The following is a 23,997-nucleotide window of genomic DNA, read 5'->3' on the forward strand; positions in this document are numbered from 1 at the left end:
ATTTTACTTGACGGACCGGGCTCGACGTCGAAGGTTGGGGCCCCACCATAGCGCGTTCCATCGAGAGGTATTCGCTTGCGGCATCCGATCGACATCATCGCCATGTTCGCCGCCATCTGGCTGCTGGCCTCGATGGTGCTCGACGCGGTGACGCCGAAGGAACTGACGGCAGTCATGATCGCGGTTGCGATCGCGCCCGCAATTGTCATCACCGCCGTGTTCTACTACCTGCGCTGCCCGCGCACGGATTTTGCGGTGATGTTCGCTGCGCTCTGGCTGATCTCTGACATCGCCATCGCCTTCATCTCGCCGAAGGAATTGCCGCTCTGGCTTCTGCTGCTCGGCTTCGTGCCGGCTGCCATCATCGGCCTCGTGCTGCACTGGCAGCGCTTCCAGCGCCGCCATGAGCAGCTGCCCGCGCCGTCGGTGAAGCGGAGTTAGCGCGACAGCAAGTTCGTCTTCGCGAGGTCGATCACCTCGTCGCCACGGCCACTCATCACCGCGCGCAGCACCCAGAGGCTAAAGCCCTTGACCTGTTCGGCCGTAATGGTCGGCGGCATCGACAGCTCCTGCTTGGCGGTGACGACGTCGAGCAGCGCCGGGCCGTCGTGGGCCAGCATCTCCTTCATCGCGCCCGGGAGCTCGCCGGGGTCCTCGACGCGCCTCGCAAAGATGCCCATCGCGCGCGCCATCGCGGCGAAGTCTGGATTCTCCAGATCGACATTGGTGTCGACGAAGCCGGCGGCCTTCATCTCCAGCGCGACGAATCCGAGCACGCCGTTGTTGAAGACGACGATCTTCACCGGCAGCTTCATCTGCGTCAGCGTGATCAGGTCGCCCATCAGCATGGTGAAGCCGCCGTCGCCCGACAGCGAGATCACCTGACGGCCGGGTTGCGCGGCCTGCGCGCCGATCGCCTGCGGCATGGCATTGGCCATCGAGCCGTGCACGAAGGAGCCGATCAGCCGGCGGCGACCGTTCATGGCGAGATAGCGCGCCGCCCACACCGTCGGCGTGCCGACATCGGCCGTGAAGACGGCATCCTCGGAGGCGTGGTCGCTGATGACCCTTGCCAGATATTGCGGATGGATCGGCTTGGCTCCGGGCGTGCCCTTGGCGAGGGAGTCGAGGCCTTCGCGGGCCTTCTTGTAATGCGCGACGGCGTCGTCGAGATGCCTGCGCTGCGTCTTGGCCTCGAGCAGCGGCAACAGCGCCTCGATGGTGAGCTTGACGTCGCCGACGAGGCCAAGATCGATCTTGGCACGCCGGCCCAGATTTTCCGGACGGATGTCGATCTGCACGATCTTCGCATCAATGGGGAAGAACTGCTTGTAGGGAAAGTCGGTGCCCAGCATCACCAGCGCGTCGCAGGCGTGCATGGCGGCGTAGCCCGAGGAGAAGCCGATGAAGCCGGTCATGCCGACGTCATAGGGATTGTCGTATTCGACATGCTCCTTGCCGCCGAGTGCGTGCACGATCGGGCTCTTCAAGATCTCTGCGAGTTGCATCAAGGGCGCATGCGCGCCGGCACAGCCGCGGCCGCAGAACAGGGTAATGCGCTCCGAGCTATTCAACAGGTCGGCGAGCGCCTTCAGCTCATCGGCTTGAGGAACGACCTTGGGTGCCGCGAGCGACAACCCGCGATTGGTCGACAGTGCGCGCTTCGGCGGCGAGCGGAACGCGACATCGCCGGGCATCGCGACGACGGCAACGCCGCGCAAGCCCACGGCCGCGCGGATCGCATTTTCCAGCACGAAAGGCAGCTGACTCGCATCGGAGATCAGCTCGCAATAATGGCTGCATTCGCGAAACAGGTTCTGCGGATGGGTTTCCTGAAAATAGCCGCCGCCGATCTCGGCCGAGGGGATTTGCGCGGCGATCGCCAACACCGGCACGCGGCTGCGATGCGCGTCGAACAGGCCGTTGATCAGATGCAGATTGCCCGGGCCGCAGGAGCCCGCGCAGACCGCAAGGCTGCCGGTCATCTCGGCTTCGCCGGCGGCCGCGAACGCCGCGACCTCTTCGTGGCGGACGTGGATCCATTCGATGGTGCCGCGGCGGCGCAGCGCCTCGGTGAAACCGTTCAGACTGTCGCCGACAATGCCATAGATGCGCTTGACGCCGGCCTGTTCGAGCGTTGCCACGAACAGATCGGCTATGTTGTTGATCGCCATGTCGGACTCCTGATCTCGCTATAGCAGCAAGATAGGACAACGCACGAGCGTGACGGCATCACGGCTTGTTTATTGCCGCGTCAGTCTTTCGCAATCGCCCGATCGTAGGCCTCGATCGTCGCCTTTGCGCGCGCGGCGACATCGGCGGCCGACATGCCAGGCTTGTAGAGGCTGGAGCCGAGCCCGAACGCCGTCACGCCGCCCTTGATGTACTCCGCAAAATTCTGGTCGGAGACGCCGCCGACGGCAGCGATCATTACACCGGCCGGCAGGATGGCGCGGATTGCGGCGATGCCGGAGGCACCGAGCACGCTTGCCGGAAAGAACTTCAGGCCCGATGCGCCGGAGCGCGCGGCGAGCAGCGCCTCGGTCGGCGAGAACACGCCCGGCAGCGTCACCATCGCATACTGATGTGCACGCGCGAGCACCTGCGTATCCACATTCGGCGAGACCATCAGCTTGCCGCCGACGTCATTGAGACGATCGACTTCTGCAGTGGTCAGCACCGTGCCGGCGCCGATCAGCACGCCTGAAGGCGCGAGCTTTGCTGCAAGGCCGATCGAGCGGAACGGATCCGGCGAGTTCAGGGGAATCTCGATCGCGGTCATGCCGCCCTCGATCAGCACACTGACGATCGCTTCGGTCTCCTCCGGCTTGACGCCGCGCAGGATCGCGACCAGGGGGCGCTTCATCGGCGGAAAGGGAACGCTCATCTCAAGGATCCTTCTACTGCGTCCAGATCGCAGCTGCCGCCATCGACAGGCCGCGGCGCACCGCTTCATCGGCATCGATCGGGTTCACGGTAACCGCCAGCGCATCGAATGCCTGCCGGTACAGCGCCGCGAGCCGCCCCGATGCAATCAACGTGATGCCGGTTTTCGGCACGCTACCGGAGAGGCCCGCCGCGAGCTCTACGCCGATCAGTGTGCCCGACAATGTCTCGCGCGCCGCAGCCGGCGTGCCGCCGAACAGCAGCTGCCGCGATCGCGCAGTGAACAGAAGATTGGCGGCGAAAGCTGGCGCCTCGAATGCGGCTTTCACCGCCGACTTGAAGCTCGCGGCATCCTCGGCCTCGTTTGCGCCGGCGACCGCGAGCGACAAAATCGTCTCGCGCGAGACGACGCTGAAGAGTTCGCCGGTCATGAAGGTCGAGAAATGCGCAACAGTGCCGTCCTTGACCCGCACCCATTTGGAATGGGTGCCGGGCATGCAGACCTTCGCCTCGCCAGCGGCATCGAGACCGAGCGCGCCGAGCAATTGCGTCTCCTCGCCGCGCATCACGTCGGGCGCCTTGGTGTCGCGCTGCGCGATGCCGGGCAGGATGCGGATGTCGCGCGCCTCGCCTGGCACGCGGGCGGCCTGCTTCAGGATCGCCGAGAGCGGCGCCGGCGTGTCGACATAGCCGGCCTCGACCCAGCCAGTCTTGGCGCCCGCCATGCCGCAGACCAGGACCGGCGGATGATCGGGCGCGCTGACGGCAGCAAGATGGGCTTGCAGCACGCCGGGGAAGCCGGCCTTGGCCGCCGCCAGCATGCCTTCATCGCTGCGGCGCTCGGCCAGCACTTTACCGGTGCGATCGACCAGCCAGAGCCGGAAACTGCTGGTGCCCCAGTCCACCGCGACATAAGCGGGTTCGGTCATTTCGAATCGTATCCTCGTCTCACCGCTGAGACGCCGTCTCGCGACGATGAGACGGGTCTTGCAAATCTGCCCCGGGAATATCGACAATTGCCGCCCTAAACCAGCGTTTTCTCGCGTGGGTCGGGCGCATCCCACGCTGGCACACCGCTTGCTGAAGCTGTTCCTGTTCAAGCCAGCGAACGCGCAGCAAGACGCGTCAACATCAGATGAGGAAACCCATGGAGATCGGCTATTTCACGATGCCTTCGCATCCGCCGGAGTGCGGCCTGAAGGAAGGACATGACTGGGACCTGCAGGTCCTGCGCTGGCTCGACGAGCTCGGCTATCAGGAAGCCTGGATCGGCGAGCACCACACCGCGCCCTGGGAACCCAATCCCACGCCGGACCTCTTGATCGCGCAGGCCCTGATGCAGACCAAGCGCCTGCGCATCGGACCGGGCGGCTTCCTGCTGCCCTATCACCATCCGGCCGAGCTCGCCAACCGCGTCGCGATGCTGGATCATCTCTCCGAGGGCCGGCTCAATTTCGGCGTGGCGGCTTCGGGCCTGCCGAGCGACTGGGCGATGTTCAACGTCGACGGCATGAGCGGCCAGAACCGCGACATGACCCGCGAGGCGCTGGAGATCATCTTGAAGATGTGGAGCGATCCGGCGCCCTGGACCTACAAGGGCAAGTTCTGGACGGTGACCAAGCCGGACACGATGTTCGACTTCCTCAAGCCGCACATCAAGCCGCTGCAGGCGCCGCATCCGCCGATCGGCGTTGCCGGGCTGTCGAAGAACTCTGACACGCTCAAGCTTGCAGGCGAGCGCGGCTTCATTCCGATGAGCCTCAATCTCAACCCGGCCTATGTCGGCAGCCATTGGGACTCGGTCGAGATCGGTGCGGCCAAGACTGGGCGCAAACCGAACCGGCAGGACTGGCGCCTGGTGCGCGAGGTGTTCGTGGCCGACACCGACGAGGAGGCCTGGAAGCTCTCGACCGGCGACATGATGGGCCGGATGATGAGCGAGTACTTCCTGCCCCTGCTCGGCCATTTCGGCTTCAAGGATTATCTGAAGCACGCACCTGATGTGCCCGATAGCGACGTCACGGTCGAATATTGCGCCAAGCGGAACTGGATCGTCGGCTCGCCCACGACCGTGGCCGAGAAGATCGAGAAGATCTACGACGAGGTCGGCGGCTTCGGCGTGCTCTGCGTGTTCGGCTTCGACTACAAGCACAAGCCGGAAGCCTGGCACCACTCGCTCGCGCTGCTGAAGAACGAGGTGATGCCGCGTTTGAAGCATCTCGGCTCCGCGAAGAAGGCGGCTTGACGCATGGCGGGTGCGGCGCGAACGTGTCGCACCCGCTACTGTTTCGGAGATTTCCGCGTGACGGCCGACGCCAAACCTCTCGACGCAAAGGATTTCAAGCAGGCGATGCGCCAATGCGCAGGCGCAGTTGCTCTCGTCACTGTTGGTGCCGAACACGGCAAGCGCACCGGGCTGACCGTGACGTCGGCGACCTCACTGTCGGACAATCCGCCGTCGCTGATCGTGTGCGTCAACCGCAACGCCAGTGCCCATGCCCGCATCCGCGAGGAAGGCGCGTTTGCCGTCAATTTCCTGCACGAAGATCACGCCCTGCTGGCGCTGACCTTCAGCGGCCAGAAGGGCGTCAACGGCGACGACCGTTTTGCGTTCGGGCAATGGACGCGGGGTGCAACCGGTGCGCCGGTTTTAACGGACGCCGTCGCCGCGTTCGACTGTGTGCTGGCGCAGGAGTTCGAGACCAAGACGCATTCGATCTTCGTCGGCGAGGTGCGGGGCGCCGCGCATTCGGCTACGGCGACGCCGCTGGTATATCTGCGCAGCAGCTTCCACACGCCGCAGGAGACACGTGAGACCGTTTCGGTCGGCGACCTCGACTCGAGGCATTTGAGCTGGACGGATTTTTCGTGAGCAGGCATCGGCAGTGCGCGCCCTCCCCGCTTGCGGGGAGAGGCAAAGGCTAGCCACTGGTGCTCATGTCGAGTGCTGCTGCCGAGGTGCTACGCTTGCGCCCGAGGGCGGAACTTTCAACTCATGGCCGTGCAGGCCCAACGCAATCAACACGACAGCCGCCAGGGCGACACCGCCAAACGCCACTTCGGGCGCAGCATCGGGCGAAACCACCAGGATGCTTGCGCGGAGCGGTACTTGGCGGACAGGGTCCTGTTCGCTCTTATCGCGTCGGTTGGTCGGATGTCCCGTGAACCGGCGCAGGCAAAGGAAGATGAGGAGCAGCAATGCCGCGCCGCCCGCGAGCGGCTCGATCGGGGCGCTCAAAGATGCGTAAGAGAGCGTGTGAGCCCCGGTGTAGAGAAGGAGCGTGGCCGGCAAAGCCATACTGCTAACTAGCGGAGCGAGCGCGGGACGATACTGGACAGGCCGATCTTCTCGATCCGCGAACACCACGAAAAGTATGGCGACGATCATCAAATGACCTATGCCGTCCACCTTGCCAAAATCGAGAGTTGCGGCGGTAAGCAGCAGCACCAAGGCAAGCGCGGAAAGACGTCGGACCAACGGTGTCCAGAACAGCGCGAAAGCCAGGCCGAATTCCACAATCCCGGCGGCGGTAACGACAGTCGAGACATCGAAACCCAAGGTCAACTCTGGATGATTTACCGCGATCGCCGCGACCCAGGCCGGGTACACAAATTTCTCCATCGACGGCCATAACAAGGACAGGGCGACAGTCCACCGCAGGAAATCAGAACGAAAAGCAAGCAGTTTGGCGTCGTGCGATACAGAAAGCGCGAACCACACCCCGAGCCCCAGAAAGACCGGGTAGTCCAGCATGTGAAACAGACCATAGCAGGCGGCACCATAGCCATAGAGCAGCAGTATGGCTGCCCCCGCCGCCGGGAGTGTGGGCCGCGCGGCCAAAAACAACGGGATGAGCAACTGAATGGCCGAGAGCCAGATACTGTTTGCTTCGAGTTCCGGGGTGAGAATGAGCCCGCCGTGAGCCCACAACAAAGCGAAGAACACCGCCGCGGCCCCTCGCAAGAGGTCATCGACGCGACGGCGCAGAGGCTCGGTCACGTGATTCAGAAATCTTGAGAGCATGAGCCCGAACGTGGTCTGCTCTGCCGCGCAGGCGAGATAAAACATCGCGAGAAACAGCGCCAAGAACAGAAAAAAAATGGTGGTGAATACTGCCTGAACCGGCAGCGGATCGTCGGACACGATGCATGGCACGAACCACTTCACGTGAGCGGACGCCGTGCCGGTCATTGAGATGAGGTTGACAACCAAACATCCGGAAAACATTACCGCTTTTGTGCATCTTGACCTGACGCGTCTGGAATTGAACAGGGTAGAAAGGCCGCTGCAGCCGGCCGCGTGATCAATACTCATCAGCACACCCAAATATTCTGTCAGAAAATCATTCGCGGTCGACGACAGTGGTGCGTGGACCGAAGAATGCATTCGTTGATTTAGGCGACGCTGGGCTTTTTGTGTGTGAACCGGCTCACTGCCGCTGGTCACAGATGCGTTAGGGCAGCGCGACTGCTATTCGACTCTTCAACCGCGGATTGTAATCCTGTCAGACTTCGATCCCTTCGGAAATACAGTCGCCCGCACCGTGGGAGCGGAGTGGAGCGAGTGGGGCTGAAGATCGATCGTCGGCCGGTGTCAGGCTCGCCACGAAGAGACGTAAGTACTGACAGTCGACTGTGACGCGCCCAATATCGAGGCCAAGCGCAGGCATCTGCGCATGATCGTGCTGGAGCTCGAGGGATTCCGATACTGCCTCGATTAAGGCCGCGTCAGCGCCGTGCCACGCTAGAGGACAACACCGGCATTCTCAAACACACAATTGATGGATTGCGCGACAGGCCCACAGGGGGAGAGGAGAAGAACGTCCGCCGTACGCGATCGAACGCTACCGCGCGGTCTCGATCTTCAGCTGCTTGATCTTGCGATACAACGTCGCGCGGCTGAGTTTCAGGGCACGCGCTGCTTCCGTCACGCGGCCACCGTGCTGGCGGAGCGCTTCCACGATCGTCGCGCGCTCGGCAGCTGCGAGATCGGTCTCCGCAGCCCTCCCGCCGAACGGTGGCAGATCGAGATCGGCGTCGGTGATGACGCCATCCTCCGCCGTGCAGCCGGCGAGCCGCAGCACATGGCGGAGCTGGCGCATGTTGCCGGGATAGGGATAGGCCGAGAGCAGCGCCCAGGCTTCGCTCGAGAGGCGGCAGTTCGGCGCCTCCTCGCGCGCGATCTGGGCGATGATGTCATCCCTGTCAGCGCGCTCGCGCAGCGCCGGCAGCCGCACCTCCATGCCGCGCAGGCGGAAATAGAGATCGGCGCGGAAGGCCCCCTCCTCCGCCATGCGGCCGAGATCGCGATGGGTTGCGCTGATCAGGCGGATATCCACCGGCACCGGCTTCAGCGCTCCGAGCGGCCAGACCTCGCGATTTTCCAGCACGCGCAAGAGGCGCGTCTGCAGCGCGATCGGCATGTCGCCGATCTCATCCAGGAACAGCGTTCCGCCATCCGCCTGCACGATCAGGCCCTTCGAGCCATCGCGCCGCGCGCCGGTGAACGCCCCGGCCTCGTAGCCGAACAGCTCGGCGTCGATCAGGCTCTCCGGCATCGCCGCGCAATTCAGCGCGACGTAATTGTTGCGCGCGCGGTTGCTGGCCGCGTGGATGGCGCGCGCGAACACATCCTTGCCGACGCCGGTCTCGCCGTGCAGCAGCACCGGCAGATTGTGATCGCCGATGCTCCGGAGGCGCTTCACGCTTCTGATGAGGCCGGGATCGCGACCGGCGAGCCGATGCAGCGCGTCGAAGCGATCGACGGACGCATCTTGCCCGAGCGGAGAGGGTTTTGCGCGCAGCGGCGGGGAGACATGGCTCTGACCCAGCGGACGGCCGTCGGCGCGGCGCAGCTCGACGACCTCGTCGACGTTACGCGCATGATCGAGCTTGATGTAGCGCGACAGGTCGATGCCCGAGGCGATCAAGCCGTCGGTGAGGCCGAGCAGTGCGCGGGCGGAGCGGCAGGCGCCGACGATGCGACGATCCTCGTCATAGGCGAGCAGGCCGCTGCCGCCATCGCCGGGCACGGTCGCGATCCAGGCGTTGCGGAAGTGATCGCGGAAGATCGCCCCCTCCATCCGCCGCGTCGCCTCCATGGTCACCGCGAGCGCGAGCTGATGCGCGGCGCGTTCGAGATCCTCGCGGCACGAGGTAATGTTCACAGCGCCGGCGAGACGCCCGGCCTGGTCGAACAACGGCGCCACCGCGCAGGAGAACATGTGCCACTGCGCACGAAAATGCTCGTCGCGATGCACCAGGATCGGCTTCTGCTCGGCAAGGCAGGTCCCGAGACCATTGGTGCCCTCGAAGGTCTCGGCAAAGTTCGAACCGGTGTAGATCTTCCAGTCCATGAACATCCGCGCGTCGGCCTCTCCAGGCAGGCGGCTGAACAGCATGGTCGCGTTGGCGTCGGCCAGATTGACGCAATAGCCGGCGTCGCGCAGTACGCGGGCGAGATCGTCGAGCTCGGGCGTTAGCTGCCGGATGGTCTCTTCCATCGGCTCGGCGACGTGGCGGATCTCGGCTTCGGTGAGCGTCTGCGGCGGGCCCTGACGGGCGGGATCGAGCCTGTGGCTGATCAGGCAGCGCCGCCAGGAGTTCTCGATGCGCGACGATGCGTCGACGTCGGCCGCATGATTGGCCACGGACAAGACACGGGCGACATGGTTCGAGGCCGAAAGGCTGGCCATCGCAGACGTCTCCACCCTGTATTATGATGCAAAGTCTGGCACCACAGGCGGGGATGTCAATCGGGAACCGGGACGCAGGCTATTGCTGCACTGCCCTCACCACGTATCGATGCATGGCCGTTTCTTCTCCGTCCGCACGGGCGGCTTCGGCACCGACCGAAGCCCCGCCATGATCCATCGCCGCGTCTCGGCGGGATCGATGACGTTGTCGATCTCGAACACCGAGGCGATCGAGACCGCCTTGCCGTTGGCGTAGAGCTCGGCGACCTTGTTGCGGTAATAAGTCTCACGCTCCTCGGGGTCGGCGATCGCCTCCATCTCCTTGCGGAAGCCGAGGCGGACATAGCCTTCCAGGCCCATGCCGCCGAACTCGCCGGTCGGCCAGGCCGCGGTGAAGAACGAGGCATGGAAGCCGCCGCCGATCATCGACTGCGCGCCAAGTCCGTAGCCCTTGCGCAGCACGATGCCGAACAGCGGCACGGTGAGGCTTGCGCCTGTGACGAACATGCGCGAGACGTGGCGGACGATCGCGGTCTTCTCCGCTTCCGGCCCAACCATGAAGCCGGGCGTGTCGCAGAGCGAGACAACAGGCAGATCGAAGGCATCGCAGAGCTGGAGGAACCGCGCGGCCTTGTCGCCCGCATCGGCATCGATGGCGCCGCCGAGATGGCGCGGATTGTTGGCGATCAGGCCGAACGGCTTGCCCTCGATGCGGATCAGCGCGGTGATCATGCCGACGCCGTAGTCGCGGCGCAGCTCCAGCACGCTGTCCTTGTCGGCGACAAGATCGATTACGTTGCGGATGTCGTAGACGCGCAGGCGATTCTCGGGGATGGCGCGCCGGAGCAGGCGTTGATCGGCAGCCTCCCAATCCTTCACTGCGCCCTGGAAGTAAGAGAGGTATTTCTGCGCAACCGAGGTCGCCTCCTCCTCGTCCTCGACCAGGATATCGATCACGCCGTTCGGCGACTGGAACGAGACTGGGCCGACCTCGGCCGGATGATAGACGCCAAGGCCGCCGCCCTCGATCATGGCGGGGCCGCCCATGCCGATCGAGGCATTCCTGGTGGCGATGATGACGTCGCAGCAGCCGAGCATCGCGGCGTTGCCGGCGAAGCAATAGCCGGAGACGACGCCGATGACTGGCACGAGGCCGGAGAGCCTTGCGAACTGCACGAAGGACGGGCCGTCGAGCCCGGTCATGCCGAGCCGGTCGGTGTCACCGGGCCGGCCGCCGCCGCCTTCGGCGTAAAACACCAGCGGCACGCGCCAGTCTTCCGCAAGGGTCAGCATGCGATCGATCTTCTTGTGGTTCATGTGCCCCTGCGTGCCCGCGAGCACGGTGTAGTCGTAGGCCACGACGATGCAGCGCGCGGCCTCGGGGCTGAATTTTTCGGCGTTCACGGTGGCAACGCCCATGACGAGGCCGTCGGCCGGCGTGTTCTTGATGAGATCGTCGAGCTTGCGCCTGCGCCGCTGCGCCGCGATGGCGAGGCTGCCGTATTCCATGAACGAGCCGTCGTCGACGAGCTGTGCGACGTTCTCGCGCGCGGTGCGCTGGTTGGTGTTGCGGCGGCGCTCGACCGAAGCCGGGCGGTTTTCGTCGAGCGTATTCGCCTGGCGGGCGATCAACTCGGCAAGATCAGGGCGGATATGATCGAGATCGATATCGGCTTCCGCCGCCGAATGATCGGCCGCGACATCGAGCGGCTCGAGATACATGATCGGCTCGCCATGAAGCAGCGTGACGCCGTCGTCCGCGGCGAGCTTCATGACCCGGCCGCCCTGCTCGGCCATGACAAGATGCTCCATCTTCATGGACTCGATCACGGCGAGCTGTTGGCCAGGGCGCACGATCTCGCCCTCTTTGACCTGAATGGTGACGATGGTGCCCTGCAAGGGCGCCGCGACCATCACGGCACCTTCAGGAACCGCTTGCGCGACCTGCGCCTCGGCGGCTTGCGCGCCGCCACGCTCGGCCGCCGCAAAATAGAGTGGCTTGGCCGCGCCGTCCGCCGCCTCGACCAGCTTGGCGATATTGCGATCGATGAAATCGGTCGCGATGCGGTTGGTTTTGAAGTCGGGATGTGCCAGCACCGCCTGCAGAAAGGCGATGTTGGTGACGACGCCGTCGATCCGGAACTCGCGCAGGGCGCGCGAGGCTTTTGCGACCACGTCGTGCCAGGCCTCGCCCGGCGTATGCACGATGACTTTTGCGAGCAGCGAGTCAAAGGCCGCGCTGGTCTTGTAGCCGGCATAGCCAAAACTGTCGACGCGGACGCCGGGGCCCGACGGGGGCTCGAACACGGCGAGCACGCCGCCGGTCGGATGCGTCGCCCCCGTTTCGTCCAGCGTCTCCATGTTGACACGGAGCTGCATGGCGTAGCCGCGCGGCTTGGGAATCCCGCTTTGCAAGAGGCCCAGCGAAGCCAATGAGCTGCCAGCGGCAATCGCAAGCTGGGCACGGACGAGGTCGAGGCCGAGCACCTCTTCCGTCACGGTGTGCTCGACCTGAAGCCGCGGATTGGCCTCGATGAAGGCAAAACTGTCTTCGGCGGTGCCGTCGATGAGGAATTCGAAGGTGCCGAGATTGTCGTACGACGCGGCCGCCGCCAACTGCTTCGCCGCCTCGATGATACGGCCGCGCAAGCCGTCGCTGAGCGACGGGCTCGGCGCCACCTCGATCAGCTTCTGATGCCGGCGCTGGATGGTGCATTCCCGCTCCCAGAGATGCGAGATCGCAGCATGACGGTCGCCGATGATCTGCACCTCGATATGGCGCGCCTGACGGATCAGCCGCTCGGCATAGACGCCATCGAAGCCGAACGCCGCCTTGGCTTCGGACTGGCAGCGCGCATAGGCCTCCGCAAGATCGGAAGCATTCTCCACAACGCGCATGCCGCGGCCACCGCCGCCCGCCATCGCCTTGATGACGATCGCCGCATTGCTGCCGAGCGAGGTGAAGAACGCGGTGATCTCCTCCAGCGACGACGGCCCGCTGGTGCCGGCGATGATGGGCACGCCGCAACGCTTTGCCAATTGCCGTGCAGCCACCTTGTCGCCGAACAGTTCCAGCGCGGCCGGCTTCGGCCCGACGAAGACAATGCCCGCATCGGCGCAGGCTTTCGCGAACGCCGCGTTCTCGCTGAGGAAGCCGTAGCCGGGATGGACCGCATCGCAACCCGCGCCTTTCGCCGCCTTCACCACGGCCTCGATATCGAGATAGGCCCGTGCGCCGCGACCGGGGATTTCGATCGCCTCGTCGGCGACGCGCACATGCAGGGAGAGCGCATCTTCAGGGGGATGGATCGCGACCGTGGCGATGCCGGCGTCGGCCGCGGCGCGCGCGATGCGGATGGCGATCTCACCGCGATTGGCGATCAGGAGTTTCTTGAACGACATCGTCTCTCTCACTCAGGCTGCAGCAGGCTGGTTCGGGTTGAGGTCCTGCTTCTTCACCTTGCCCGTTGCGGTCAACGGCAGCGCGTCGATGATGCGCACCTCCGGCACCTTGTAGACGGCCATTCGCTCGGCGCACCAGGCGCGAATATCTTCGCCGGAGACGGTGCCGACGGCCTCGGGCTTGAGCTGGATATAGGCCACCGGCACCTGACCCTTGTCGGGATCGTCGCGACCGACCACGCCGGAGCCCAGCACCTTCGGATGCTGGCCGAGCAGTGCCTCGATCTCCGGCGGAAACACGCTCATGCCCTTGACCTTCAGCATCTCCTTGCGGCGGCCGAGGAAGTGCAGAAAGCCGTCCTTGTCGATGACGCCGATGTCGCCGGTGCGCAGCCAGCCGTCGATCAGCGACTCCGCAGTCGCCTCCCGCTTGTTCCAGTAGCTCTTGAGCAGCGAGGGCGTGCGCACGCGGATCTCGCCTTCCGCACCGAGCGGCAGCAGCGCGCCGGTCTCGAAATCGGTGATCTTGAACTCGGCGCCGGGAACCGGCAGCCCGACGAAGATCGGCTGATTGTTGAGATCGAAATCGTCGTCCTGGAAACCTGATGTGAACGTGTTGGAGGTGTGGGTCTCCGTCATGCCCCAGGCCGCCTCCATGAGGATGGTGCCCGTGAGGTCCTTCCAGCGTTTGCGATAGTCGGCGTTGAGCTTCTTGACGAAGGAGACCACGCGGACCTGTTGCAGCGACGACAGATCGAACTCGCTCCAGCGCGGATGGTCCATCAACTCGACCGCGCCGTCGACAGGCATCGCCGTGATCGTCACCTTGTACTTGTCGATCGCGGCCATCGCGCCGACGGCATCCCAGCGCGCCAGCAGCACCAGCGTCGCGCCTGAAAACAGCGGGAAGATCAAACCGAGATTTTCGCCGGCAATCCAGAACTCCGGAAAGAACGACAGGAAGGTGCTGCTCTCGTCCGACAGCAGCGAGATGCCGTAATTGGCGGCGGCCGTATAGACCATGTCGCGGTGGGTATGGACGCAGCCCTTGGGCATGCCGGTGGTGCCGCCGGTGTAGTTGAGCGCGGCGACCTCATCGAGGCCGGGCGGCGGCAGCGGCAGGGGTGCGGGAAGCGCGGCAAGCGCAGGCAGAAGATCGGTCGCGCCTGCAACCGCAATGCGCGGCGTGCGGATCGAATCCGGCGTCGGAAAGGTGGGCGTGACGGGCACGACATCGGCAAAGCTGGTGACGATGATCTCGCGCAGGCTCACCTCGCCCCTCACCTGCTCGACGACAGGAATGAGCTGGTCGAGCGCCACGATCACTTCGGCCTTGGTGTCGTTCAGCTCATAGGAGAGCTCGAACGCACGCGACAGCGGGCTCACGGGAACATGGACCGCACCGAGCTTCAGGATGCCGAAGAACACGATGTGGAATTGCGGACAGTTCGGCAGGAAGACGGCGACGCGATCGCCCTTACGCACGCCCTTCGCCTGCAGCAGCGCCGCAAAGCGGTCGCTCTGCCGGTCGAGATCAGCGTAGGTGGTGACGTGACCGTAGAAGATCACCGCGGGACGATCGGGGCTTTGCTTGGCCCAGGCGCGCAGATATTCCGTCAAGGGGACTTCGCCGTGCAGATAGTTGGGCGAGCGCGGCAGGCCCTTGGGCCACGCCTTCTCCCACAGCCCGTGCAAGGTGGCGAGGTAATCCTTTTCGTTGAGGCCTGCACTCATGACGTTGTCCCGTGTTGCTTTTCTTGTTCGCCGGGCATGCGCGGGCCGCCCATCGACATCGTTACAGGTCGAGCACGGCAGAGGTCATGTCAAGGAAAACAGTTCTCCACGTCACGGCCGATGCCGCGACGCGGAAAAACTACGTATTGATCAGCCGCATCATCCGCGCCACGGCAGACGGGACCGGCGCAATGACAGGCACGGCAAACATCGGCTGCAGGTCGCGCGCAGCTTCACCCAGCGGGCCGCCGCCGATGATAACCGCCTCGGCGCGATCATGCTCGATGCAGGCATCGACCGCGCCCGCCAGCGCCGTGCGCAATCGTGGGGGATCGCGCATCAACTCTTGCGGATCACGGCCGGCAAAGCGGCAGCCGGTGTAATGCGAGCGCAATCCCAGCGCGTCGGCCAGCGCGTCGATCTTCGCCTTCAGCAGCGGCGTCGTGGTGGCGACGCCGAAGCGGCGGCCACCTTCGGCCGCTACCAGCATCGAGGACTCGCCGATGCCGACCGCCGGCAATTTCATCTCCGCCTTGATTGCCGCGAGGCCGGGATCGCCGAACGCCGAGACGATGATGCCGTCACAGGAACCTTGATGGGCGAGCGCGATCTCTTCGACCTCAGACGCGGCGGCCTCCAATGCGTCCGCGGAGACGATCATCATCGGCGCGCGCGTTGCCGTGGCGCCGATGATGTCGAAAGCTTCGGCCGCGGCGGACTTCGCGATCGCGACCATCATCGCGGTGGTCGCCGCGTTGCTGTTCGGATTGATCAGGAGGATGCGGTGGGGGGACGAAGCCATCCCCCAACCATACTAGGCCGCCCGCACGCCGGCAACGAAGGCACTGACCTCGTTCTCCAGCGATTGCAGCTTCTCGGTCAGCCGGCCGCTCGATTGCAGCACGCGGCCCGCGGCCTGGCCGGTCTCGGCGGTCGCATCGGTGACGCCGGAGATGTTTTGCGAGACCTGGTCGGTGCCGGAGGCCGCTTCCTGCACGCTGTGCGCAATGGCCTGCGTCGCGGCACCCTGCTCCTCGACCGCGGCTGCGATCGACGAGGAGATCTCGTTGACCTCCATGATGGTGGCCCGGATGCTCTCGATATTGCCGACGACCTGGTTGGTCTCGGCCTGGATCGCGGTGATCTGCGCGCCGATCTCGTCGGTCGCCTTTGCGGTCTGGCTCGCCAGCGACTTCACTTCGCTCGCGACCACCGCAAAGCCCTTGCCGGCCTCGCCGGCGCGCGCGGCTTCAATGGTCGCATTGAGCGCAAGCAGATTGGTCTGCGAGGCGATCTGGTTGATGAGGTCGATGACCTCGCCGATCTTGTGGGCGGCCTGAGCGAGCCCCTGCACGGTGTCGTTGGTGCGCTGGCCGTCGGCGGCCGCCTTGTCGGCGACCGTCGCAGCCTGTGCAACGCGCTGGCTGATCTCGGTGATCGAGGCCGACAGCTGTCCGGCGGCGGACGCCACCGTCTGCACATTGTTCGAGGCCTGCTGGCAGGCGGTGGCGACGAAGCTGGCGCGGTCGGTCGCCTTATCGGCGGTCTCCGACATGCCTTGCGCGGCCTGCTGCATCGCGCGCGCCTCGTTGAAGACGTCGCGGACGACGGCCTGGACGCTCGCCTCGAACTTGCCGGCGAGATCGGCCATGGTCCTGCGCTTCTCGTCGTCGACGCGCTGCTTCGTCTCCTGCTGCTCGGCGTGCATCCGGCCCACAGCCGACGCATTGTCCTTGAACACGGCCAGCGCTTTGGCGAGTCCGCCGACCTCGTCAGCGCGGTTGGTGTAGGGCACCTCGAAAGCGCTGTCACCGGCAGCGAGGCGCTCAGTGAGATCAGTGATTTTGGCCAGCGGCCGCGTCACGCTGCGGCCGATCACGAAGGAGGCGCCGAGCACGAGCACGAACACTGCAAGACACACCAGGCCGAAGGTCATCGCATCCTGGCGGAACACGGCGTCGACGTCGTCGAGATAGATCCCGGTCCCGATGATCCAGCCCCACGGCGTAAAGCCCTTCACATAGGAGATCTTCGCGACCGGCTGCTCGAAGCCCGGCTTGGGCCAAAGATAGCTGTAGAAGCCCGCGCCCTGTTTCTTGACGACGTCAACGAAGCCGAGGAACAGCGCGTTGCCGGACGGATCCTTCATTGCCGCGAGATCCTTGCCGTCAAGCTCGGGCTTGATCGGATGCATGATCATCTTCGGGGTCATGTCGTTGATCCAGAAATACTCGACCTTGTCGTAGCGGAGGCTCTTGATCTCCGCCATGGCGCCGGCCTGGGCCTGTTCGCGCGTGAGTTTTCCGTCGCTCTCGAGCTTCTGGTAGTGCGCCAGGATGCCGTAGCCGACATCGACCATGTGCTGCGTCTTGGCCTGGCGGTCGGCGATCATCTGGCTGCGCAAGGTCGACAGCGCGATCGGCGCCAGCGCGATCATGCCGACAAGACTGATGCCAACAATGAGGACCAGCTTGAAACTGATGCGGGAGAAAATCATCGGTGCTCGCAAGATTTGGCGGGGCAGATATGCCAGATTATCCTGCTCTCCCTTAGCAAAGCTTTAAGCATTCGGGTTCCCGACATGGGATCTTCGGCATCGCCTGCGAGTCGGACAACGGGACCGACCTGATTTCGGTATAAGCGCACCTTGGGCCAGGCCAATGCGCAGCGAGCGTCCCTGCGATCGGGCAGGAAAGTGCGGCCAGGCGAGCGGTCGACGCGCTTGCAGACCGTTGACTGCCTAGCGGCCGCCCTTGCCGAGCACGAGGTCGATCGTATGGGCGGCGATCTTGCGCAGCTGGGGCTCGTCATCGAAGGCGCGCTCGAGCACGGCGAGGCCGCGCGTCACCGTGATGATGTGCAGCGCGGCGGCGGCGGGGTCGCCGCTGAACTCGCCGCGCCCGGCGCCCGCCGACATTGCGTCCTGAACCAGCGCGGTGATGCGCGATATCAGGTTCGCAAAGGCCTTCCGCGCGTCTTCGTCGAGACCTTCGCCTTCAGCCGCGCCAAGCTCCATCAGCCCCCGCGTGGTCGGACAGCCGCGCGGCGGCGAGCCGGAGCGGAAATTGGTGATGGTGAGGTCGAAGAACGCCGTCAGGCGCTTGCGCAACGAGCCGGTGCCAAGCGCCTTTTGCAGGCCGAGCAGGTAATCGCCGGCGTAACGCGCATAGGCCTGAAGGAATAGCGCCTCCTTGCTTCCGAAAGCGTTATAGAGACTGCCGCGCTGAACGCCGGCATCGCGCGCGATGTCCGACAACGAGGCGCCGCGCACGCCCTTGCGCCAGAACTGGTCGAACGCGATGCGCAGGACGTCGTCATGATCGAATTCGCGCGGCCTCAATTGACACTCCTCAATATTTGACACGACGTCAAGAATGTGATTTCTGGACATCGTGTCAAAAACCAGTCGGGATTGATAGCCCGTTTTCGCCAATGGGTCCGAACGACCGGCGCTTGCATGCGCCCGGCCGGTCGGCTCCGCATGCAAAGGGACCAGCCGATGCCTCTGCTCCACATCTCGATGCGCGCCGGAAAGCCGGATGCTTACCGGCAGGCAATCCTCGACGGCCTCTATCGCGCCATGCGCGAGGCGCTGAACGTGCCCGAAGGCGACGAGTTCATGACCATCAGCGAGCTATCGCCCGCAAATTTCCGCTGCGGCAACGCCTACGGCGTCGAGCGTAGCGACGACGCCGTGCTGGTCCAGATCACCGTGTTCGCCTCGCGCACCGCTGAGCAGAAGAAGGCGCTCTACCGCCGGATCGTGGACCTGCTCGGCGACAATCCCGGCATCCGCCCCGCAGATGTGTTCGTCAATGTGCTCGACGCGCCCGCAGAGAACTGGTCGGTCGGACACGGCATCACTCAGTTTGCGTGACCGCTGAGGACCTGTCACCTTCTTGAGAATAGCGGAAGGAGGCGTGACATGACGGCATTCCGGGGAAGCTGCTTGTGCGGCGCGGTTGCGTTCGAGGTCGAAGGTCCGTTCGATCGCTTCCTCAATTGCCATTGCTCGCGCTGCCGCAAGGCAACCGGTACAGCGCATTCATGCGAGGTGATCGTCGAGGCGACCGCGCTACGCTGGCTGCGCGGTGAAGCATCCGTCGCGCGCTTCGATTTGCCTAACGCGCGCAGCTTTGCCACCGCGTTCTGCAAGACCTGCGGCAGCCCGATGCCGCATCTGACGCGCAGCGGGCGCGAGGCAATCATTCATGCCGGCGCGTTCGACGAGCCGCTGGGCGTGACACCCGACCGGCATGTGCAGTGGGCCTCGCGTGCGGAATGGTATGCGCACGGGGATGGATTACCGGTGGAGGATTAGGACTCAGCCTCCTGCGGGCACGCCGTGGTGACGGTGATACGCGCTCGGCGTCGGCCAGAACCGGTCCTTCAGTGTCGCCCGGTCCGGCTCGAAGATCTCGATCTTGAGCGGATAGCACGCCGCGGCATCGCTGGAATGGCTTGCGCTGCAGTCCCCGCCGGGACAGGCCGACAACGCTCCGAGCAGGTCGATCTCCGCGAAGAACTCGATGAAGTCGCCGGGGCGGACCGGACTTGCCTTCATGAAATATTGATGCGTGTCCCGCGTGAAGCCCGTGCACATGAAGACGTTGAGCACATCGTGGACATGATGCTCGACCGCGGCGGGATCGACCTTCAATTCGGCGGCAAGCGCGCGCGACAGGTTGGAGTGGCAGCAGAAATCGTAAGCCGTGCCGTTGAGCAGGAGATTGGTGTAGGGATCGCAGCGTGTGCCGATGACATCGTGAATGCCGGCGCCGTCAGCGTCGAAACCGTACCAACCAAGCGTATCATGACTGATGGTCGCGATCGGCCGCAGGTAAGGCATCGTGCTCCAGAGCCTGTTACCGAGGCCGACATGCGTGCCATGGAGCGCCCGCGTCTTGCCGCTGAAGAAACGCTCGGCGAGATCGTGCGCGTTCCAGAGATTGAGATCGCCGACCTGAGGGCCGTCGATGCTGACGATGCGGACAAACTGCCCGCGCGCCGCGCGAAAGGCTCGGGCATCGCGTGGCGGCACGATCAGCTCGTGTGTCTTGACCATCGTCTGCCGCGCGGATTCGAGCGTGGCCATGTCAGGCCCGGGCATTGACCCTGCCGGATAGACGATGACCGGCTTGGCAGCGCGACGTAAAGCGGTGTCGGCGGGGGAGGATGAGTTCTTCGGGAGCATGATGGCCTCGGATCGGCACCGCAAGACAGGCGGCGGCTGACAATGGACACGATCGACTCTATCGCCTTGCGTCAAGGCGAAGCAACACAGCCGTCCATGAGCGCGTCGAGCTCGGTCTTGGAGAGCACACCGAGTTCGGCGATGAAGACGATCCGCGCGCGGGGCACGCCTGGCGCGGGCGCATCGCCTGGCGCGAGCGTCGCGCGGCCGCCTGCGAACTGGAACACCATCTGGCGGCCGGGCTGCTCGACCGTCTCGAACAGGCCTTTGGCGCGCGCCAGCTTCGGCGCCAGCTTGCCGATCGCCTGCTGCAGGCGCGGCAGCGAGAGTGGCCGGTCGGAGGTCCAGCTCAGCGTCTCGAAGCGCTCTTCGGCCGGACGTTTCGGCCCTGGCTCGCGCGATACGGCTGCACGATCGCTGGCGGGAAACAGCAAGGCGGACGGAATCTCGCCGTGCTTTGCATCGACCACCAATGCGGGCACGCGCTGCGCGCGGATAGCCTCGCGCATCCGCACGCCGGCGCCTTCGCCCGCCAGATCCAGCTTGCTCAACGCCACGATATCGGCGACGCGCAGCTGCGAGCGCTGAAGCGCGTCATCCAGCGCCGCCGTCGGCGTTGCCGCGTCCATCACACACAGCACAGTTTCGAGCGGCGCCTCGCGCAGGATCACGGGATCCATCAAATTGCGGACGATGTCGCCGGGGTCGGCGACGCCGCTGGTCTCGATGACGATGTACTCCGGCTTGGGATCACGCCGCAGCAAGGTCGAGAGCGTGCGGATCAGATCGCCTTCGAGCGAGCAGCAGATGCAGCCGTTGGCAAGGCTGACCACGCCGTCGCTTGCGCCTGCGATCAACTCCGCATCGATGTTGATCGCTCCGAAATCGTTGACGACAGCGGCAATGCGCCGTCCGTCCGCGTGAGCCAGCAGATGATTGACGACCGTGGTCTTGCCCGCCCCCAAAAAACCCGTCACCAGGAGAATGGGGACCGGCATGGATCAGCTCGCGACGACGGGTCGGCGGACGGGCTTTCCGGGCCGCGCCGCCCCATCCAGCACGCCGTCGGTGATCAACGGCTGACCGCTGACGACGAGATGCCGCACGCCTTCCGACGGACGGTTCATCGCCGTGAAAGTCGCGCGGTCCGACAGCTTCTCGTAGTCGAACACGACGATGTCGGCGTCGGCATCCTTGGCGAGGCGGCCCTTGGCGCGCATGGCGGGCGTGCTCTGCGACAGGATTTCTGCGGGGATCAGCGCGCATTTGCGCACGCCTTCGAGCAGCGACACGGTCTTGCGCTCGCGCACCCATTCGCGGATGAATTTCGTGAAGCAGCCGGCCGAGCGCGGATGCGAGGTGGCGTCATCAGGCAGCGGCCAGGCATCACCGGTGTAGGTCTTGCCGTCCGACGTCGTCCACGGCATCGCATCGGAGGCGATCGCGCCGCCGGGATAGAGCACCGACATGTCGAGGAGGTCGCGATGATGCGCATTGTGCTCGGTGTCGAGGATATGCCAGAGCACCAATGAGGATGGTTCTTCGGCTTGCGCCTTCAAGAGCTCCTCACGGTCGTGGAAGCGGTAGCCGTCGGTCACGCGCTGCACCGAGTCATAGCCGGTGCCGTTGCGCTCGACGAATTGCGGATCGCTGAAGAAGGCGGCCGCCAGCACAGTCGATCCGGTGCCGTAAGGATAAGCCTCGACCGTGATGGGGAGCCCTTGCGCTTGCGCCTTCTCGATCAGCACGCGGCAGCGCTCGATGTCGGTCTTGCTCGATGAATTGAAATGGCAGATGTGCATGTGCGCGCCCGTCGCGCCGGCATAGCCGATCAGGCGGATATAGGCCTCCGCCGCGCTCTCGGGGTCGATGCGCGACATGTAGGCGACGTGGGTGAAGGTCGGCACGTTCTGCTTGGCGGCAAGCTGGCACACCGCAGTCAACTCCTGCACGCCGGCGCCCGGAGCATAGGCGTTCAAGATTCCGATGCCGATGCCGCCCTCGTTGAGGCCGCGCGCGAGGCGATCGAGGATGCCTGAAACCTCGGCATCGCTCGCGACATTATCCATCCAGCGGCGGTCGCGCATGGCATTGCCGAACGCCTCCAGCGAGCTCTCTGCGTTGGAGCCGGTCATCGCACCGATGCGCGCAAAGGCCCAGTTGGTGGCGGCACCATAATTCAGCACGCGGCCCTTCCTCGCCTGGCGCTCGTACCAGGAGCCGACCGGCAGCACGCCGGCCTCGAGATCGAGCGTCGTCGTCACGCCGTCGAACGCCTGCATGCGGTCGGCCGGGATCGACTGGCCATGCGCATGCAGATCGATGAAGCCGGGCGCGACCACGAGGCCGGTCGCATCGATCACCCGCTCGGCACTGCCAAGCGAGGCGCCGACTGCAGCGATCTTGCCGTCCACCACGGCCACGTCGCCGATGGCATCCATCCCGCTCGCAGGATCCACCACCCGGCCGCCCGAGATCACCAAACCGCTCATATCGCCACTCCGCCAAGCTATTTCCAAAGCCCCCAAAGGCCCAGCAGCAGCTTCGGAGGCGGCGACCGGCCGCATCGCGCACCGTCCCGATGCGCATCAAGGCAGATTTTTTGATGAACCACCACCACCACTGAAGCCGAGACAGTATGCAGATTGCTGCACGCCGTTGCGGAGATCGCGCAGGCAGGATGCAGTCCCGGGTTGCATCCTGGCCAAGGCCAAGCTATTGGATGCACGTATTTTCATTTTTGGAGGCGACCATGTCGACGACAGCACGCTTCCCGGGTTCGCGGCGCGATATTTGACGCGCTTCCCCGGGACCCATGTCCCGGGTGAACCATAAAGTCCCATATCAACTCTCATCTGCCGTGGCCATCGGCGCCGCGATTGAGAACCTATTGGCATGACATCCCATCTTCTGCCGGCCCCCTGTCAGGTGGCCGGGCGCTCCGACCTGCTCGAACGCAGGCTTCGGCGATATCATCCGCACGTCCAGGGAGCGGTGCGCGCGTTCGCCCTGCGTCACGCGCGCCTTGCCGACCTCGCGGCGAGCTTTCCCGCGCTTCTGTTCACGCTGGCAGTTCAGCGGAACCGGCTCGATCCCGTTTGCGCTGTTGCAGCCGTGATCGACGGCGCCGCACTCGCGCAAGTCGCGGCATTGGCCAATCTGCCGATGTGGCTGCGCAAGTTACCGCCGGAATCATTCGTGCGCCCCATCCCGCACCTGCCTGACGGCGAGCTCTTCCGCCGACAGATCGCGAACCATCTTCCGCGTTCTCCCAAGCTCGCGCCGACATGGCTTCAGCTCGTCGCCGAGGCCGCCGAGCTCGCGCATGAGCCGCTGGCGGCATGGATCGCCCGCGAATACGTCCGCGATCCACGGCAGGTACCGCTCGCACGGTTGCGGCGCATCGCTCTTTGGGCCTGGTTCTCCGCGGAGCCCGCGACATCTGGGCATGACCTGATCGAACGACGGTGGACGCCGGACATGCGGATCGATGCCGCGGGTTCGGCCGCGGGTGATTGGCAAACCGCGGTGGCCCTGCATGCAAATCTCGGGCGCCAGCCCATCGCCGATATGTGGCTGCGGGCGGGCCGGATGGCGGGTTACGAATTCCTGCCGCTGGATTCGATGTTCGCAATCACTGAAGAGGCAAAGGCCATGCGGAACTGCCTCCGGACCTATGGCGACGGCCTCGCGCATGATCAAACCCGGGTTTGGAGTGTACGGAAGGACGGCGAACGCGTCGCGACGTTGCAGATCGCCAGTCGCTATCGCGACCCGCTGCCAAACATTGTCCAGCTCAAGGGGCCCGGCAATAGCGAGGCCTCGCGCGAGTTATGGTGGGCGGCGCGTCAATGGCTGCACAAGCACGATCTGTCGCAGGTCGTGATCAAGCGGCGAAGCTGGGGAACAGCGCCGCTCGATCGCGAAAGCTGGGTGTCGCTGTGGCGGCCTTACTGGCTTGCCAAGCGTCGCATCCCCGACTGGCTGCCCTTGGCCCCGTCGCGCGCGGCGCTGGAGGCGCTGTGACCCACCAAAGCCGCTGGCAATGCGTTGACCGCCATCCGAACAGCTGAAACGATCGGCTGC

At 64.8% G+C, this 23,997-nt stretch carries 19 protein-coding genes; 6 read left to right on the top strand and 13 right to left on the bottom strand.

Features of this window, described 5'->3' with window-relative positions; all coding sequences use genetic code 11:
• Positions 1 to 75 precede the first annotated feature (75 nt).
• Positions 76 to 441, top strand: a complete 366-nt coding sequence (locus XI06_RS35025; protein ID WP_237865984.1) for a hypothetical protein — start codon at positions 76 to 78, stop codon at positions 439 to 441.
• Here the strand turns inward: XI06_RS35025 and poxB are convergent.
• The 3 genes from poxB to XI06_RS35040 all read right to left on the bottom strand — a co-directional run bounded on the left by poxB (position 438) and on the right by XI06_RS35040 (position 3,815).
• Entirely contained in the window at positions 438 to 2,174 is a 1,737-nt protein-coding gene (poxB, locus tag XI06_RS35030) for a ubiquinone-dependent pyruvate dehydrogenase (protein WP_237865983.1), read from the bottom strand. The genes XI06_RS35025 and poxB overlap by 4 nt on opposite strands.
• A gap of 80 nt (positions 2,175 to 2,254) precedes the next feature.
• Complete coding sequence (locus XI06_RS35035; RefSeq protein ID WP_237865982.1) at positions 2,255 to 2,887, bottom strand: 2-dehydro-3-deoxy-6-phosphogalactonate aldolase; 633 nt, start codon at positions 2,885 to 2,887, stop codon at positions 2,255 to 2,257.
• 13 nt (positions 2,888 to 2,900) lie between these two features.
• Positions 2,901 to 3,815, bottom strand: a complete 915-nt coding sequence (locus tag XI06_RS35040) for a 2-dehydro-3-deoxygalactonokinase (protein WP_237865981.1) — start codon at positions 3,813 to 3,815, stop codon at positions 2,901 to 2,903.
• Between the two features lie 218 nt (positions 3,816 to 4,033).
• Between XI06_RS35040 and XI06_RS35045 the strand changes: the two genes are divergently transcribed.
• Both XI06_RS35045 and XI06_RS35050 read left to right on the top strand, forming a co-directional pair.
• Complete coding sequence (locus XI06_RS35045; RefSeq protein WP_237865980.1) at positions 4,034 to 5,131, top strand: LLM class flavin-dependent oxidoreductase; 1,098 nt, start codon at positions 4,034 to 4,036, stop codon at positions 5,129 to 5,131.
• Between the two features lie 57 nt (positions 5,132 to 5,188).
• The gene (locus tag XI06_RS35050) at positions 5,189 to 5,758 is read left to right on the top strand and encodes a flavin reductase family protein (protein ID WP_237865979.1); all 570 of its coding nucleotides are present in this window, start codon (positions 5,189 to 5,191) and stop codon (positions 5,756 to 5,758) included.
• 63 nt (positions 5,759 to 5,821) lie between these two features.
• On the opposite strand, the gene XI06_RS35055 is transcribed toward XI06_RS35050, so the two are convergent.
• From XI06_RS35055 to XI06_RS35085, 7 genes are all read right to left on the bottom strand, one after another.
• The gene (locus tag XI06_RS35055) at positions 5,822 to 7,273 is read right to left on the bottom strand and encodes a hypothetical protein (RefSeq protein ID WP_271607381.1); all 1,452 of its coding nucleotides are present in this window, start codon (positions 7,271 to 7,273) and stop codon (positions 5,822 to 5,824) included.
• A gap of 457 nt (positions 7,274 to 7,730) precedes the next feature.
• A complete protein-coding gene (locus XI06_RS35060; RefSeq protein ID WP_237865977.1) occupies positions 7,731 to 9,581 on the bottom strand; it encodes a sigma-54-dependent Fis family transcriptional regulator in 1,851 nt (616 codons plus the stop codon).
• Between the two features lie 96 nt (positions 9,582 to 9,677).
• The gene (locus tag XI06_RS35065) at positions 9,678 to 12,983 is read right to left on the bottom strand and encodes an acetyl-CoA carboxylase family protein (RefSeq protein ID WP_237865976.1); all 3,306 of its coding nucleotides are present in this window, start codon (positions 12,981 to 12,983) and stop codon (positions 9,678 to 9,680) included.
• 12 nt (positions 12,984 to 12,995) lie between these two features.
• A complete protein-coding gene (locus XI06_RS35070) occupies positions 12,996 to 14,717 on the bottom strand; it encodes an AMP-binding protein (RefSeq protein WP_271607382.1) in 1,722 nt (573 codons plus the stop codon).
• Positions 14,718 to 14,856: 139 nt separating this feature from the next.
• Entirely contained in the window at positions 14,857 to 15,519 is a 663-nt protein-coding gene (locus tag XI06_RS35075) for an aspartate/glutamate racemase family protein (RefSeq protein WP_237865975.1), read from the bottom strand.
• 12 nt (positions 15,520 to 15,531) lie between these two features.
• Entirely contained in the window at positions 15,532 to 17,214 is a 1,683-nt protein-coding gene (locus XI06_RS35080; RefSeq protein ID WP_237865974.1) for a methyl-accepting chemotaxis protein, read from the bottom strand.
• A gap of 243 nt (positions 17,215 to 17,457) precedes the next feature.
• Positions 17,458 to 18,057: a TetR/AcrR family transcriptional regulator gene (locus XI06_RS35085; RefSeq protein ID WP_271607383.1), complete on the bottom strand. Its 600-nt coding sequence runs from the start codon at positions 18,055 to 18,057 to the stop codon at positions 17,458 to 17,460.
• Positions 18,058 to 18,216: 159 nt separating this feature from the next.
• On the opposite strand from XI06_RS35085, the gene XI06_RS35090 reads away from it, so the two are divergent.
• Both XI06_RS35090 and XI06_RS35095 read left to right on the top strand, forming a co-directional pair.
• A complete protein-coding gene (locus tag XI06_RS35090; protein ID WP_237872039.1) occupies positions 18,217 to 18,594 on the top strand; it encodes a tautomerase family protein in 378 nt (125 codons plus the stop codon).
• A gap of 48 nt (positions 18,595 to 18,642) precedes the next feature.
• On the top strand, positions 18,643 to 19,038 hold the full coding sequence (locus XI06_RS35095) for a GFA family protein (protein WP_271607384.1): 396 nt from the start codon (positions 18,643 to 18,645) through the stop codon (positions 19,036 to 19,038).
• A 3-nt stretch (positions 19,039 to 19,041) separates the two neighbouring features.
• Here XI06_RS35095 and XI06_RS35100 read toward each other — a convergent pair whose 3' ends face one another.
• The 3 genes from XI06_RS35100 to XI06_RS35110 form a co-directional block, all read right to left on the bottom strand.
• Positions 19,042 to 19,911 carry an urea carboxylase-associated family protein gene (locus XI06_RS35100; protein WP_237872035.1) on the bottom strand — a complete coding sequence of 290 codons (870 nt, stop codon included), beginning with the start codon at positions 19,909 to 19,911 and terminating at the stop codon, positions 19,042 to 19,044.
• A 71-nt stretch (positions 19,912 to 19,982) separates the two neighbouring features.
• Positions 19,983 to 20,909, bottom strand: a complete 927-nt coding sequence (locus XI06_RS35105; protein WP_237865969.1) for a CobW family GTP-binding protein — start codon at positions 20,907 to 20,909, stop codon at positions 19,983 to 19,985.
• A gap of 3 nt (positions 20,910 to 20,912) precedes the next feature.
• A complete protein-coding gene (locus XI06_RS35110; RefSeq protein ID WP_237865968.1) occupies positions 20,913 to 22,403 on the bottom strand; it encodes an amidohydrolase family protein in 1,491 nt (496 codons plus the stop codon).
• A gap of 622 nt (positions 22,404 to 23,025) precedes the next feature.
• Here XI06_RS35110 and XI06_RS35115 point away from each other — a divergent pair.
• The gene (locus tag XI06_RS35115; RefSeq protein ID WP_271607385.1) at positions 23,026 to 23,937 is read left to right on the top strand and encodes a hypothetical protein; all 912 of its coding nucleotides are present in this window, start codon (positions 23,026 to 23,028) and stop codon (positions 23,935 to 23,937) included.
• Positions 23,938 to 23,997 lie beyond the last annotated feature (60 nt).

Source organism: Bradyrhizobium sp. CCBAU 11434 (genome assembly GCF_028128895.1).
Lineage (GTDB): Bacteria > Pseudomonadota > Alphaproteobacteria > Rhizobiales > Xanthobacteraceae > Bradyrhizobium > Bradyrhizobium zhengyangense.